Source organism: Pseudomonas sp. C7.1 (assembly GCF_056312395.1).
In genome coordinates this window covers 3,597,194-3,611,798 of record NZ_JBWDTL010000003.1, presented here as the reverse complement: position 1 = coordinate 3,611,798, position 14,605 = coordinate 3,597,194, and the positions used below count along the sequence as shown (strand labels likewise).

Below are 14,605 nucleotides of genomic sequence, written 5' to 3'. Positions count from 1 at the left end.
GACCAAAGGCGTTTTCTATATCGATAGACACTAAACTCTGCCGATCTGTTGAGGAGTAGCTATGGAAATTTTCGGCATCGCCGCGTTGATCTTTCTGGTCACCGACCCCTTCGGCAATATCGCCATCTTTATTGCCGCGCTGAAAAACGTGCCGGCCAAACGCCGTCTGTGGGTGGCCGCGCGCGAGCTGTTGTTCGCCTTGGCGCTGCTGCTGCTGTTTCTTACCTTTGGTGACAAAGTGCTCAGCGCTCTGGGCCTGTCGCGGGAGGCAACCGCGATTGCCGGCGGTATCATCCTGTTCGTGATCGCCATGCGCCTGATCTTCCCTGGCCCGCAAGGGGTGTTGGGTGATGTGCCGGATGGCGAACCGATGCTGGTGCCGTTGGCCACCCCGGCGGTGGCCGGCCCTTCCGCTTTAGCGGTGTTGATGACCCTGCGCAATACCCATGACGGGCCGCTCTGGGAACTCTACGCCGCCGTGCTGCTGGCCTGGGCGGCGACCGCATTTATTCTGTTGCAGGCTTCGTTGCTGCAGCGTTTTCTCGGACCTCGCGGGTTGACCGCAGTGGAGCGACTCATGGGCATGTTATTGATCATGCTCAGCGTCGACATGCTGCTGGATAACCTGCAAAGCGTGTTGCATATCAGCCCATGAAAGTTCTGTGTCTAAGTTTTCTGGTTTTATTGCTGGCAGGTTGCAGCAACGGTCTACGCATCGACGACAGCCATACCGCCAGCGGGCAAAACAGCCGCGTGCAGTACATCGTGCTGCACTACACCTCCACCGATATGGCGCGTTCGCTGCAACTGCTGACCGAGACCGAGGTCAGCAGCCATTACCTGATCGGCGAAGCACCGCCGACCATCTACCGCCTGGTCGATGAAAACCGCCGCGCCTGGCATGCCGGCGACAGCCAGTGGCAAGGGCGCACCTGGCTCAATGGCACGTCGATTGGTATCGAGCTGGTCAACCAGGGCTTCTACGACACCCCCAAGGGCCGCTACTGGCAGCCTTTCGCGCCAGCGCAGATTGATGCGCTGATCGTGCTGCTCAAGGACATCATGCAGCGCCACCAATTGCCGCTCGGCAGCATCATCGCGCACAGCGATGTCGCGCCGCAGCGCAAGGTTGACCCCGGCCCGCTGTTCCCCTGGAAGCGCCTGGCCGATGCCGGCCTAATGCCCTGGCCAGATGCCGCCGCCGTGGCGCGTCAGCAGGCGCTGTTCAGCACCAGTCTGCCAAGCGTGCAGTGGTTTCAGAAGCAGCTGGCGCGCCAAGGCTACGCGGTGCCCAGGCATGGTGAGCTGGACCAGGCTACGCGCAATGTGATCGCCGCCTTGCAGATGAAATACCGCCCGGCGCGTTATGACGGCGAACCGGATGCCGAGACAGCGGCGCTGCTGGTGGTGCTTAACCGCCCGGCATAAGCGATTCAGACCGGCAGCGCGACATAAAACTGCGCACCCTGGCCTACGCGTGAGTGCACGCCGATTTGCCCGCCATGCAGTTGGACGATCTCCTTGCACAGCGCCAGGCCTAGGCCGGCGCCGCCTTTCTTGCGGCTGACCTGAATAAAGGGCTCGAAAATGCGCGTCTGCTGGTGAAAGGGGATGCCCTCGCCATTATCCTCCACGCTAAGCACCACCCGGTCATCCTGTTGCCGCGCCTGCAAACGGATCTGCCCGCCGGGATGGCTGTGGCGCAGGGCGTTGCCAATCAGGTTGTCGAGCACCCGTTCGATCTGCAGTGGATCGATTTCGACGTCCGGCAGTTGGCCATGTACCTCGCAGGCGAGGTTGATCTGCAGCTCGGCGGCCTGGGCGCTGAAGCGTTGCTGGGTCTGTTGCAGCAACGGGCCCATAGCGCAGACGGAGAGTTCCAGGGTTTGCAGGCCGTTCTGGTAACGCGAGAAATTCAGTAGGTCGTTGATCAGGCGCAGCAGGCGCTGCATTTCCTCATCCACGGTATTGAGTAGATCGGCCTCGCGGGTTTCGGCGCTGAACTGCAGACGCTCCTGCAGCAGCGAGAACGCCATCAACATTCCGGTCACCGGGGTGCGCAGCTCATGCGAGGCACGCAATACGAACTCGCTGCGTACCCGCTCGAAGGCACGTTGCTCGGTGACATCACGCAACACCATCACCGCGCACATAAACCGCCCTTCGCTGTGGTTAACCCCCGACAGGCTGTAGGCCAGCAAGCGGTTTTCGCCGTCGATCTGCACCTGTAGGTCGTCCAGAGCTTCGTCCAGGCTTTCGCCCTGCAGCACCCGGTGCAGCTGTTCGGCCAGATCGGCGCGACTTAGGGCCACATCCAGGGTCTGTCCCAGCTGCTCGTCGCCCCAGCTCAGTTGGCGCTGGGCCACTGGGTTGATGTGCTCGACCCGGCCGGCGCAATCGAAGATCAACAGGCCGTCGTCGATGCTGTCGAGTACCGCCTGTAGGCGCTGTTGCTCGGCTTGCAGGGCCTCGACATCGCTGTTCTTGAACTCGCGCAGGGCCTCGGCCATCAGACCGAAACGCTGGCTCAGGGCAGACATTTCGGCCTCCGGGCTCAAGGGCAGAGTGACCTGGAAATCCCCCTGGCCGATCTGGTCGGCGGCCCGCGCCAGCGCCTCAATCGGTTGGCCGAAGCGTTGGGCGATGCTGTGTGCGGTGACAAAACCGATCACCAGCACCGCCAGGCCGATCATCCCGAGCAGGCCGGCGATCAGCCAGGCGCGCTCCCGCGCGCGGCTTTCTTCGTGTGTTGCAGCGTCGACGTAGTGCGCCTGCACCGCGTTGATGCGGTCACGCAGGGCTTCAATGGCGCGGCCAAAGCTGTCATTGCGCAGCAGCTCGCGGCGCACGGTCAGGGGTTTGGCCAGCAGGTCATCGAAGCTGGCGTAAGCCCGTTCAACTTCGGCAATCGCCTGGCGGTCGCGGTCATCGGTGGCGCTGTCGGTGGCCTGTTGCAGCCAGAGCTTGAACTGCTGATCGGAGGCTTTCAGGGCCTCGCGGTCGAGGTCTTCGGCGAGCAGCATAACCACCTGTTTGCCCAGCTCCTGGCGCAGGCCCAGGCCGGCGTCGATGATCTGCAGGTTACGGGTCATCGCCTGGCTCTGCACCTGGGTCAGTTGCAGCACGCTGAACATGCCCAGCAGCAGGCCAGCCAGCGCGACGGTAAGCAGTGCGCTGCTGCTGATAAACAGCCGGCTGCGCAGGTTCACAGGCTGAGCTGCTTGCGTTTGCGGTACAGGGTCGAGGCATCAATGCCGAGGGTTTTCGCCGCCTGGTCGAGGTTTTCGCTGTTGGCCATCACGGCGCTGATATGGGCTTTTTCCAGAGCCTCCAGGCTCAGCTGGTCACCGATCTGTGGCGCGTGGTGGCTGGCTTGGGCGTTCAGCCCCAGGTGGCTGACCTGCACCAACGCTTCGGTGCAGATGATGCTGGCGCGTTCGATCACGTTACGCAGCTCACGGATATTGCCTGGCCAGGTGTAACCGAGCAGCGCTTCGCGCGCCGCCTCGCTGAAATTGCGCGCAGGCCGTGCGTACTCGACGACAAAGCGCGCCAGAAAACGCTCGGCCAGGTCGAGGATGTCCTCGCGGCGCTCGCGCAGTGGCGGCATGGTCAGGGTGATGACGTTGAGGCGATACAGCAGGTCTTCGCGAAAGCGCCCTTGATGAACCATTTCATCAAGGTTGAGGTTGGTTGCCGCGAGAATTCGCACATCGGCCTGGCGAGTCACCGGGTCGCCAATGCGTTCGTATTGTTTGTCCTGAATAAAACGCAGCAGTTTGGGCTGCAGGGGTAAGGGGAAGTCGCCGATCTCGTCGAGAAATAGGCTGCCGCCATCGGCCTGGTTGACTCGGCCCAGGGTGCTTTCGCTGGCACCGGTAAAGGCCCCACGGTTATGCCCGAACAGCTCGCTTTCCATCAGCTCGGCGCTTAGCGATGGGCAGTTGATGGTGATGCAGGCTTTTTTCGCGCGCTTGCTCCAGCGGTGAATGGCCTGCGCCAGCTCGCCCTTGCCGGTGCCGGACTCGCCGAGAATCAGGATATTGGCATCGGTGTCGGCCACCTGTTTGGCTGTTTGCAGCACCGCCATCAGCGCCGGGCTCCGCGAGTCGAGGCCGTCACCGGGCTTACGCACATAGCCTTCCAGTCGCTCCAGGCGCTCGATCAGCTGGCGTGCTTCCAGTTGTTTGGCCGCAGCCAGGCGCAGCTGCTCGGGGCTGCAGGGCTTGACCAGATAGTCCGCCGCCCCGGCCTGGATGGCATCCACTGCAGTGTCTACCGCCGAGTGTGCAGTAACGATCACCACCCGCATCCAAGGAGCCTTTAGGCGCATTTGCGCAAGCACGTCCAGGCCATCGTCCGCGCCCAGGCGTAGGTCGAGAAAGCACAGATCAAATACCTGGCGCAGCAGCAGGGCATCGGCCTGTTCCGCGCTGCTCGCGGTACTCACCTGGTAACCCTGATCTTCCAGGCAATAGCGGAAGGTGCGCAGGATGGCGGTCTCGTCATCCACCAACAGAATGCGGCCCAGGCTGTGTTCCTCTGTGCTTGCGTGCATAGCCATCTCCTTGTTGTCCCTACACAGTTACTGCGTGCACAGGCTTAGTCCTCAGCGCGTCGTGCAAGTTGCACGGCCGTTCTGCGGCGATCATGCAAGGTGCAAGTATGAAGGCTCGATGATTATCTATAAGTTATTGATATTTATGGGTTTATTGAGTTCATGAAAGCTGGCATGGCGCTTGCGATCTATCTGTATCGGCAGCGACAAACGGCTGCTTGCTTGATCGTTATCTATTTGGAGAGACTGCCATGCATCAACTTAAAACTCTGGCCCTGGCCACTGCGACCGCCGGCCTGATCGGCTTGGCTCCTTTCGCTGCCTATGCAGCCGAAGGCGATACCAGCCGTGAGCTGAGCGAGGCGCGCCAGGAAGGCTCGATCTGGACCGCGTTTGCTCTTAACCGCCACCTCAATCCCTTCACCATTGATGTGGATGTGGAGAACGGCAGCGCCAAGCTGACCGGCAAGGTTGAAACCGACGTTGATCGTGACCTGGCCGAGCAAATTGCCCTGGGTATTGACGGGGTGAAAAAGGTCGACAACCAGCTGACCCTCGACCCGACCTTTGAAGCCAAGGCCAGTGCCGAGCCGAACCTGTCGCAGCGTTTTGACGACGCGACCCTAGTGGCCACGGTTAAATCCCAGCTGCTGTGGAACAGCAATACCGAAGGTCTGGACATCAACGTTAACGCGGTCAACGGCAAAGTCAGCCTGATCGGTAGCGCGCAGACCGCCGAAGCCAAGGAGCTTGCTGGTCGTTTGGCGGCTAACACCGATGGCGTGCGTGAAGTGAACAACCAGCTGATCGTCAGCGCCACTGACAGCGTCGCTGCCAAGACGCAGAACGCGGCCGATGACACCGCTGTGGCGATCAGCGATGCCTGGATCACCAGCAAGGTGAAAATCGAGCTTTATCTACAGCCGCAACCTCGACGGTCTGGATATTTCGGTCGACACCCAGAAAGGCATGGTCCGCCTCAGCGGCAGCGTAATGAGCAACGCTGAGAAGCAACTGGCCGTTGAGACCGCACGCAACATCCGTGGTGTGCGCGGCGTCGACGCCGATGCGCTGCGCGTAGCCAGCTGATCCATCCGGGCAGCGACCATACCGGTCGCTACCTGTTGTCTGAGGCTGCCTTAGCAGCCGCTACAACTCACAGGAGAACCACCATGACTGACACCATCGAACAGCTCAACGAACTGATCGAAATTACCCGTGACGGCCAGCGCTTTTACCAGCACGCCCACGATGAAGTGAAAGATGTGCGCCTGCAGGTGCTGTTCCGCGACATGTCGCAGAGCAAGAGCGAGCTGATCAGCGCACTGTCGGTAAAAGTTGCCGCCAACCAGGAAACGCCTGCCAGCGGCGGCACTTTCGTTGGCAAGCTGCGTCAGGTTTACGCCGACACCAAAGCCAGCCTGGTCAGCGACACCGAAGGCACCTACGTGGCGCAGCTGGAAGAAGCTGAAGACCGTATCCTGCATGCCTTCGAGGATGCACTGGAAGGCGCCGAGCCGGACTTGCAGGCCCTGCTGACTGCAGAAATGCCAAAAGTGCGCGCCAACCATGACCGCATGCGCGCCCTGAAACAGTCCATGCAGTAAGCCCTGCCCAGTGTGGCCTGTGCCGCACTGGGTTTACCGCGCTGCGGCGCACACCTGAGCAACCAAGGAGTTTCGCCATGCTGAGTTGGGCCATTACCTTTCTGATTATCGCCATCATCGCCGCAGTTCTGGGCTTCGGTGGTATCGCGGGCACCGCCGCAGGTATCGCGAAAATTCTTTTCGTGGTGTTTCTGGTGCTGTTTATCGTCTCGTTCATCATGGGCCGTCGTCCACGTGGATAAAGGCGTTGCAATGACCATCAAGACGCTGCTTGCCGCCCTATTGCTGGGCGGCAGTGCGGCGGCTTGGGCTGCGGACACCGATGGCCAATTCCGCCTCAATGAGCTGTTCTCCAGCGACCCTGTTTATCAGCAAAGCTGGCGCGAGTTGGTGCAAGAGGAAATCCGTCTGCCTGACTGGGTGATGAACCTCAGCGGCACCGCCAGCCCCATGCAGGGCCTCGATGATGACGGCGACAAATACCTGGTTGGCCAGCTGTGTGAAACGCACAACTGCTTTAACCAGCGCCTCTACGTAGCCTTCAGCTGGGACAAGGAGGACGCCTACGCCCTCTACGTGCAGCTGCCCGACGGTTTGCCGACGGACAAGGCACCCAGCCAATACGCCACTCTGCGCTGGCTCGGCGACCCGGATGAAGCCATTCAAAAGTTGTTGCAAGAGCAACTGAGAAGTGACCCTAATTGGTATTAGTGGTTGTATGGCTCGCGGCTCACGCGAGCCTTACCGGTTAACCCCACCCCAGCTTCACTAAGCCGCGCTATCATCGCGCCCATTGATCTGGGGGAGAGATGGCATGCTCAATTGGCTTTGGCTGGGGTTTTTCGTGGTGGCGGCGCTTGCCGGCCTGTCGCGCTGGTTGTTGGGCGACGATCCAGCGGTGTTTGCTGCGATGGTCGAAAGCCTGTTCACCATGGCCAAGCTCTCGGTCGAGGTTATGGTGCTGTTGTTCGGCACCCTGACCCTCTGGCTCGGGCTGCTGCGCATCGCCGAGAAAGCCGGTCTGGTCGATGCCCTGGCGCGGGCGCTCGGCCCGCTGTTTGCGCGGCTGATGCCGGAAGTACCGCGCGGCCATCCGGCCCTCGGCCTGATCACCATGAATTTCGCCGCCAATGGTCTGGGCCTGGATAACGCCGCCACGCCGATTGGCCTCAAGGCCATGCGCGCCCTGCAAACGCTCAACCCCAGCAGCACCACGGCAAGTAACGCGCAGATCTTGTTTCTGGTGCTCAACGCCTCGTCGTTGACCCTGCTGCCGGTGACCATCTTTATGTACCGCGCCCAGCAAGGCGCACCTGACCCGACTCTGGTGTTTCTGCCGATCTTGTTGGCCACCAGTGCCTCGACCCTGGTCGGCCTGCTGTCGGTGGCGCTGATGCAGCGCCTGCGCCTGTGGGACCCGGTGGTGCTGGCGTACCTGATCCCCGGCGCGCTGTTGCTCGGCAGCTTTATGGCCGTGCTGGCCACTATGTCCGCCACGGCGCTGGCGGCCCTCTCGTCGCTGGCCGGCAACCTCACCTTGTTCGGCATCATCATGCTGTTTTTGCTGCTCGGCGCGCTGAAGAAGGTCGCGGTGTACGAGGAGTTTGTCGAAGGTGCCAAAGAAGGCTTCGACGTGGCCAAAAGCTTGCTGCCCTACCTGGTGGCGATGCTCTGTGCGATTGGCGTACTGCGAGCATCCGGCGCGCTGGAGTTCGGCCTCGATGGCATTCGCTGGCTGGTCGAGGTGTTCGGTTGGGATACGCGCTTTGTCGAAGCGCTGCCCACCGCGTTGGTCAAGCCGTTCTCCGGCAGTGCAGCGCGCGCCATGTTGATTGAAACCATGCAGACCCAGGGCGTGGACAGCTTTGCTGCGCTGATCGCCGCGACCATCCAGGGCAGTACGGAAACCACCTTCTATGTGCTGGCCGTGTACTTCGGCGCGGTCGGTATCCAGCGCGTACGCCACGCCGTGGGCTGCGCGCTGCTGGCCGAGTTTGCTGGCGTGGTGGCGGCGATTTTCGTCTGCTACTGGTTCTTCGGCTAAGTGTTCGGCAACGATCTGCTGCGCGTCGGCCCTGCGGCGTTAAAAACAGGCTCGGAATGCTCATGTACAACAGTACATTCCGCTTCCTCGCCTGTTTTTGCCTTGCAGGACTCTAGCTCGCGAGATCTCAGATTGGGTTAGCTACGTTATTCCACCACGCGGAAGCGTTGTAGCCGCGTTGGGCTTCGTCGCTTTGCTCCTCAAGGCCACCCTGCCTGCTACTCCACCACCTTAAACCGCAGCACGCCAATCATCTGCCCGGCTTCGGTGAGCACCTGCACCTGCCAGCGGCCTACGGCGTCGGTGGGGAAGTTCTGTTTGTGGGTCCAGGCGCGATAGCCTTCTTTGCGCCCACCGTGAATATTCAGGGCGATGCGCTCGACTTCGCCGCCATCGCGGCGCCATACGTGATAAATCCGCTCATTCAGCCCGCGCGGAGCATTGATCGCGGTGTAGGCGAACAGGCCCTGGCTGCGCAGCTGCGCCACGCTCAGTTCCTTGATGCTTTCGCCGGGCGTGCGATTCTGGTTATCGAATTCGCTGGTTACCGCCACCTCGGTCAGCCACAGGGTTGCCGGCGGCACCCAGGTGCGCGCCAGCCAGCCGCCCGCGCCAATCGCCAAGGTCATGCCGACCAGCAACAGGCCGCGCCACCAGCGCTGCACGGTGATGATCGCGAACAGCGAAGGGAAGGACAGCAGCACCGCCGCTGCCAACGCCAGTTGGTAACTCTGCGGGGTGTTCAGCTTGAAAATAATCGGCAGCGCCGTGAGCAGCACGGCGAACAGCGCCAGGGTGTGATAGGCCAGAAACAACCAGCGCTTGGGCGCCAGCCAGCGGTAGTACAGCGGGTCGATGATCGAAACCAGCGCAGCGCAGGCCAACAGGCCGCTGAACAGCAGCTGGCCGCTGTTCCAGGTGGTGGTAATAAAGAAGAATGGCAGAACGAAGAACAGGCTCTCCTGGTGGATCATCTGCGTCGCGTAGCGCAGCAGGGGCGGTGGCAGCTCGAAGCCGAACCACTTGGCAATGCGCTCGCGCAGGATGTTTTCCAGAATCAGCCACAGCCAGCTGATCAGCATTACCAGCGCCAGTATCTGTGCCAGCTTGGCCTGGCGCTCGACCAGCAGAAAGCTCGCCAACCCCGAGGCAAAGCCAAAGATCGCGACCAGCCCAGGGTTGCGCTGAATCAGCGCCACCAGCTTGAAGATCAGTTGTTTCAGCGCAGGCATAAAGTGACTCGAAGTAGGCAACACATGGGCTCTACTCGCCAGGCGTATGTGGGCATGCCCAGAGCGTATTCTAGGGCGCAGAGCATAGCGCGCCCAACGCACAAGGGCATACGCATCTGTCGCCTTTAGCATGCTGTTTGGCCAGCCTGGCCACTGCCATCGCGCCATCCGCTGGATAGTCTGTAATGGGCAACCACAGTCGCTAGAAACGCAGCCGTTGCGCCATCGGACCGCGCTACGTTATGGAGGGCCACATGCGCGTATTGATCACAGGTGCCGCCGGTTATATCGGCCAGCAACTGCTTAACCAACTGGCCGTTCAGCAGCCGCAGTGGATGCTGATTGCCGCCGATATCCGCCCGCAGAACCGCGCGGGAATGAAGCTGAATATCGAGCCGGTACTGCTCGACATCAGCAACGCTGCCGCCGTGGAAGACTGCGTGGCTACCTGGCAGCCGCAGGCGATTGTCCATCTGGCCTCGGTCGTGGCTCCGCCGCCCGGCATGAGTGAGGCGCAGGTGCATGCCATCGATGTCGACGGCACCCAGGCGCTGATCCAGGCCGCTGTGGATCTAAGCGACGGCTCGCAAATCATCCTCTTCTAGCAAAGCTTCTGGGGGGGTATGTATAAACTCGTCCCATGGGAACACTCAACGCCATTGCTCTATGTGGGCTACTGCACCGAGTGCGTGCTAGACAAAAATTATACTGATGCCGCTTTGAGCGAGTAACCTTCAACGACCGAGTTCACAGAGCACCGAAATGTCCGCTAAACCCCAGCCAGAACCCCAGCAAAATCATCTTCTGGCAGCCTTGTCACCCGAGGTGCAAACGCGTTTGTTCCCTTACCTGGAACTGGTGAAGCTGCCGCTGCGTGCAGTTTTGTATGAGTCCCGGCGGCCGATGCGTCACGTTTACTTTCCCACTGACGCCATCATCTCGCTGCAGTACGTGATGGAAAACGGGGCATCAACCGCGATCCTAGTGGTGGGCAACGAGGGGTTGCTCGGCATCAGTTTGCTTATGGGCGGGGAAAGCACACCAAGCCGGTCGCTGGTACAGAGCGCCGGTTATGCCTATCGGCTCCCCAGGCAGCGAGTGAAAGAGGAGTTCAACCGCCACGGCCAGCTGTTGATGCTGATGCTGCGCTACACGCAGGCATTGATTACGCAAGTCGCGCAAACCGCAGTCTGTAACCGGCACCACTCTATCGACCAGCAGCTCTGCCGCTGGCTGCTGCTTTCCATGGATCGCCTGTCACATAACCATTTGACCATGACCCAAGATTTCATCGGCAATATGCTCGGCGTTCGCCGCGAAGGCGTCACCCAGGCTGCGTTAAAACTGCAGCAGCTCGGCGTGATTTCATATTCGCGCGGACTGATCAAGGTGCTTGACCGGCCGAAACTTGAAGCGCTGAGCTGTGAGTGCTATTCGGTGGTTAAAGCGGAAACAGATACTCTGCTTAACTACATGCCGCAGCGCCAAGTGATCACTGATACCGATACCATCCCCACCGCGACGCTGCCGACGCAGTAGTGTTTTTGTGATCAAAGCCGCCGCATGGCTGGGGAAACCCAGCCGTTGCTGCTTATTGGCAAGCCATACGACGCTATGAACCCAGAGATTCAGGCCAAGTTTGATAGTTACCCAATAGCGGCTAAGCAGCAGCTTGAGCGTGTACGCGCGCTGATTCTGGCCATTGCCGCTGAGTACAAGCTAGGCGACGTCGCGGAAACGCTGAAGTGGGCTGAGGCCAGTTATTCGGTCAAGGGTGGTTCGCCGATTCGCATCGACTGGAAGGCTAAACAGCCGGATGCGATCAAGGTGTTTTTTCACTGCCAGACGCGCCTGGTGGCCACCTTCAGGGAAATTTACCGCGATGCGTTCGCCTATGAGGGCAACCGAGCTGTTGTGATCCCCCTGGACACCGATATTGAGCAGTTGCCGCTCAGGCAGTGCCTGCTGCTGGCGCTGCAGTATCAGGGCCTGAAACACTTGCCATTGCTGGGCGCTTAGGCTGACGGGTCGTCTATCAAGCGCCCTATCCATCCTCAATAAATCCGAGACAAACATGGAAGTCAGAAAATCCGCGCGCTTATTAATCGTCGATGCCGATGGCCGACTGCTGCTGTTTAACTACAAAGACGAGCATCAGGCGCCCTTCTGGGCGACTGCGGGGGGTGAGCTGAAGACAGGGGAAAACTACCGGGCTGCAGCCGTCCGCGAGTTGTATGAAGAAACCGGGCTTAGGCTGGAAATCGGTGCGCTGTTGAAAGAGCGCGATGAGGTGTATGCCGTAGCCCGCTCGGTGCCGGCCAGATGGCTTGAACAGTACTTTCTGGTGGAGTGTCCGGCTAATGCGTCGGTGTTTGCCGCCGACTGGACGGAGGAAGAGCAGAGCACGATTCAGAAGTGGCAGTGGTGGGATCTGGCGCAGTTGCAGCAAGCACCGCCGTCACTCTTGAAGCCTGAATGGCTGCCAGAGTTGCTGCAATCCATATTGCTCGCTCGTCAGTCCTAACCCGCACCGCGCAAGACTTCCCGCTGAAAACCCGGATAATGGCCGCCATTCGTTTAGCCCGTATTCTGGTAACCCCGCATGGAAATCAAGGTCAAGTTTCTCGACAACCTCCGACTTGAAGCCAAGTTCGATGACTTCACGGTGGTGGCTGACCAGCCCATCCGTTACAAGGGCGATGGCTCGGCACCGGGCCCGTTCGATTACTTTCTGGCATCTTCAGCACTGTGCGCGGCGTACTTTGTGAAGCTGTATTGCGATACCCGCAATATCCCCACCGATAACATCCGTCTGTCGCAGAACAACATCGTTGACCCGGAAAACCGCTACCAGCAGATCTTCAAGATTCAGGTCGAGTTGCCGGCGGATATTTCCGAGAAGGATCGCCTGGGCATTCTGCGTTCCATCGACCGTTGCACGGTGAAGAAGGTGGTGCAGGCCGGGCCGGAGTTCGTGATTGAGGAGGTGGAAAACCTCGATGCCGATGCCCAGGCGCTGCTGATGCCGGCGCTGACGGCTGGCGAGGGTACGCGCATCCTCGGCAAGGACCTGCCGCTGGAAGAAACCATCGCCAATATGTCGGGCATCATGGCCAAGCTCGGCATGAAGATTGAGATCGCCTCGTGGCGCAATATCGTGCCCAACGTGTGGTCGCTGCATATCCGCGATGCGCATTCGCCGATGTGCTTTACCAACGGCAAGGGCGCGACCAAGGAAGGCGCGCTGGCCTCAGCACTGGGCGAGTTTATCGAGCGGCTGAACTGCAACTTCTTCTACAACGATCAGTTCTGGGGCGAGGACATCGCTAATGCAGCGTTTGTGCATTACCCGGACGAGCGCTGGTTTAAACCGGGGCCCAAGGATGCACTGCCGGAGGAAATTCTCGACGACTACTGCCTGGCGATTTACAACCCGGACGACGAGCTGCGCGGCTCGCACCTGTACGACACCAACTCCGGCAACACCCTGCGCGGCATTTGTTCGCTGCCGTTTGTGCGCCAATCGGATGGCGAGGTGGTGTACTTCCCCTCCAACCTGATCGAAAACCTCTACCTCAGCAACGGCATGAGCGCCGGCAACACCCTGGCCGAGGCGCAGGTGCAGTGCCTGTCGGAAATTTTCGAGCGCGCGGTAAAGCGCGAAATTCTCGAAGGCGAGCTGTGCCTGCCTGACGTGCCGCAGGAGGTGCTAGCCAAGTACCCGGCCATCCTCGCCGGCATTCAGGGGCTGGAAGCTCAGGGCTTCCCGGTACTGGTAAAAGACGCCTCATTGGGCGGTGAATTCCCGGTGATGTGCGTAACCCTGATGAACCCGCGCACCGGCGGCGTATTCGCCTCGTTCGGCGCGCACCCAAGCTTTGAAGTGGCGCTGGAACGCAGCCTCACCGAGCTGCTGCAGGGCCGCAGCTTCGAGGGCCTGAATGACCTGCCGCCGCCGACCTTTGAAAGCCAGGCACTGATGGAGCCAAACAACTTCGTCGAGCACTTTATCGACTCCAGCGGCGTGGTGTCGTGGCGCTTCTTTAGCGCCAAGGCGGATCACGAATTCGTTGAGTGGGACTTCTCCAGCGCAGGCGATGCCAGTGAAAAAGAAGGGGCCAATGCCGAGGAAGCCGCGACCCTGTTCGGCATCCTCGAAGCCATGGGCAAAGAGGCCTATATGGCGGTGTACGAGCACCTGGGTGCCACGGCCTGCCGCATCCTGGTGCCGGGCTATTCGGAGATCTACCCGGTCGAGGACCTGATCTGGGATAACACCAACAAGGCGCTGCTGTTCCGCGCGGACATCCTCAACCTGCAGAGCCTGAATGATCGCGGCCTGAAATCCCTGCTGCGCAATCTGGAAAACAGCGATGTCGACGATTACACCGATATCACCACGCTGATCGGCGTCGAGTTCGACGACAATACGGTGTGGGGCCAGCTGACGATTCTTGAGCTGAAGCTGCTGATCCACCTGGCGCTGAAAAAGTACGACGACGCCAAGGAACTGACCGAGGCCTTCCTGCAATACAACGACAACACCGTCGAGCGCGGCCTGTTCTATCAGGCGTTGAACGCGGCGCTTGAAGTGCAGCTGGACGACGAGCTGGAGATGGCCGACTTCGAGCCGAACTTCCGTCGTATGTTCGGCAAGGAGAAGATGGATGCGGTGCTGGGCTCGCTGGACGGCAGCGTGCGCTTCTACGGCCTGACGCCAACCAACATGCAGCTGGAAGGGTTGGACCGCCATCTGCGCTTGATTGAGAGCTACAAGAAGCTCCACGCGGCACGGGCCAAGGCAGCGAATATCGGCTAAGACGCGGCAAGGGCAATACGCCCGAGAGGTGCACAATGGTACTGACAGAGCACGAGTGGTCGCGGGTCATCGAAATGGCCTGGGAAGATCGCACGCCGTTTGAGGCGATTCACAGCCAGTTCGGCCTCAGTGAGGCGCAGGTCATCGCCCTGATGCGCCGCAGCCTAAAAGCCGGCAGCTTCAAACTCTGGCGCGCCCGCGTCAGCGGCCGGCAGACCAAACACCTGCAGCTGCGCGACCCCAACGTCAGCCGCGGCTACTGCCCCACGCAATACAAACAGCGCTAGCGCTGATGCCTGATGAGGTGCGGCTTGCGCTGCACCGTGTGGGGGGCTTTAGCCGCAA

General features: G+C 60.4%; 15 protein-coding genes and 1 pseudogene. 13 read left to right on the top strand and 3 right to left on the bottom strand.

Annotated features, from left to right (window positions below; genetic code table 11):
• Positions 1 to 61 precede the first annotated feature (61 nt).
• Entirely contained in the window at positions 62 to 655 is a 594-nt protein-coding gene (locus AC0T4W_RS20220) for a MarC family protein (RefSeq protein ID WP_275959909.1), read from the top strand.
• Complete coding sequence (locus AC0T4W_RS20215) at positions 652 to 1,428, top strand: N-acetylmuramoyl-L-alanine amidase (RefSeq protein ID WP_476322066.1); 777 nt, start codon at positions 652 to 654, stop codon at positions 1,426 to 1,428. Before AC0T4W_RS20220 ends, AC0T4W_RS20215 begins: the two co-directional genes overlap by 4 nt.
• Before the next feature lie 5 nt (positions 1,429 to 1,433).
• Here the strand turns inward: AC0T4W_RS20215 and AC0T4W_RS20210 are convergent, their stop codons facing one another.
• Positions 1,434 to 3,209 (bottom strand): KinB sensor domain-containing domain, encoded by a 1,776-nt coding sequence (locus AC0T4W_RS20210; protein WP_476322064.1) that lies wholly within the window; start codon positions 3,207 to 3,209, stop codon positions 1,434 to 1,436.
• Positions 3,206 to 4,558, bottom strand: a complete 1,353-nt coding sequence (gene algB, locus AC0T4W_RS20205; protein WP_476322062.1) for a sigma-54-dependent response regulator transcription factor AlgB — start codon at positions 4,556 to 4,558, stop codon at positions 3,206 to 3,208. The genes AC0T4W_RS20210 and algB overlap by 4 nt, the downstream gene beginning before the upstream one ends.
• Before the next feature lie 251 nt (positions 4,559 to 4,809).
• Here algB and AC0T4W_RS20200 point away from each other — a divergent pair.
• The 5 genes and pseudogenes from AC0T4W_RS20200 (at position 4,810) to AC0T4W_RS20180 (ending at position 8,209) form a co-directional block, all read left to right on the top strand.
• Positions 4,810 to 5,647: pseudogene (locus AC0T4W_RS20200) on the top strand (BON domain-containing protein).
• Between the two features lie 83 nt (positions 5,648 to 5,730).
• Positions 5,731 to 6,165 (top strand): PA2169 family four-helix-bundle protein, encoded by a 435-nt coding sequence (locus tag AC0T4W_RS20195; protein ID WP_476322060.1) that lies wholly within the window; start codon positions 5,731 to 5,733, stop codon positions 6,163 to 6,165.
• 77 nt (positions 6,166 to 6,242) lie between these two features.
• Positions 6,243 to 6,407 (top strand): DUF1328 domain-containing protein, encoded by a 165-nt coding sequence (locus AC0T4W_RS20190; protein ID WP_476322058.1) that lies wholly within the window; start codon positions 6,243 to 6,245, stop codon positions 6,405 to 6,407.
• 10 nt (positions 6,408 to 6,417) lie between these two features.
• Positions 6,418 to 6,876: an inhibitor of vertebrate lysozyme family protein gene (locus AC0T4W_RS20185; RefSeq protein WP_476322056.1), complete on the top strand. Its 459-nt coding sequence runs from the start codon at positions 6,418 to 6,420 to the stop codon at positions 6,874 to 6,876.
• Positions 6,877 to 6,979: 103 nt separating this feature from the next.
• Positions 6,980 to 8,209 (top strand): nucleoside recognition domain-containing protein, encoded by a 1,230-nt coding sequence (locus tag AC0T4W_RS20180; RefSeq protein WP_476322054.1) that lies wholly within the window; start codon positions 6,980 to 6,982, stop codon positions 8,207 to 8,209.
• A 218-nt stretch (positions 8,210 to 8,427) separates the two neighbouring features.
• On the opposite strand, the gene AC0T4W_RS20175 is transcribed toward AC0T4W_RS20180, so the two are convergent.
• On the bottom strand, positions 8,428 to 9,441 hold the full coding sequence (locus AC0T4W_RS20175; protein ID WP_476322052.1) for a DUF5924 family protein: 1,014 nt from the start codon (positions 9,439 to 9,441) through the stop codon (positions 8,428 to 8,430).
• Between the two features lie 254 nt (positions 9,442 to 9,695).
• On the opposite strand from AC0T4W_RS20175, the gene AC0T4W_RS20170 reads away from it, so the two are divergent.
• The 6 genes from AC0T4W_RS20170 to AC0T4W_RS20145 all read left to right on the top strand — a co-directional run bounded on the left by AC0T4W_RS20170 (position 9,696) and on the right by AC0T4W_RS20145 (position 14,547).
• Complete coding sequence (locus AC0T4W_RS20170; RefSeq protein WP_476322050.1) at positions 9,696 to 10,046, top strand: NAD-dependent epimerase/dehydratase family protein; 351 nt, start codon at positions 9,696 to 9,698, stop codon at positions 10,044 to 10,046.
• 157 nt (positions 10,047 to 10,203) lie between these two features.
• Positions 10,204 to 10,980 (top strand): Crp/Fnr family transcriptional regulator, encoded by a 777-nt coding sequence (locus AC0T4W_RS20165; protein WP_476322048.1) that lies wholly within the window; start codon positions 10,204 to 10,206, stop codon positions 10,978 to 10,980.
• Between the two features lie 24 nt (positions 10,981 to 11,004).
• Positions 11,005 to 11,460, top strand: a complete 456-nt coding sequence (locus AC0T4W_RS20160) for a DUF1801 domain-containing protein (RefSeq protein WP_476322046.1) — start codon at positions 11,005 to 11,007, stop codon at positions 11,458 to 11,460.
• Between the two features lie 55 nt (positions 11,461 to 11,515).
• The gene (locus tag AC0T4W_RS20155; protein ID WP_476322045.1) at positions 11,516 to 11,965 is read left to right on the top strand and encodes an NUDIX hydrolase; all 450 of its coding nucleotides are present in this window, start codon (positions 11,516 to 11,518) and stop codon (positions 11,963 to 11,965) included.
• Positions 11,966 to 12,043: 78 nt separating this feature from the next.
• Positions 12,044 to 14,260 carry an OsmC domain/YcaO domain-containing protein gene (locus AC0T4W_RS20150; protein WP_476322043.1) on the top strand — a complete coding sequence of 739 codons (2,217 nt, stop codon included), beginning with the start codon at positions 12,044 to 12,046 and terminating at the stop codon, positions 14,258 to 14,260.
• Positions 14,261 to 14,295: 35 nt separating this feature from the next.
• Positions 14,296 to 14,547 (top strand): TIGR03643 family protein, encoded by a 252-nt coding sequence (locus AC0T4W_RS20145; RefSeq protein WP_476322041.1) that lies wholly within the window; start codon positions 14,296 to 14,298, stop codon positions 14,545 to 14,547.
• Positions 14,548 to 14,605: the final 58 nt, after the last annotated feature.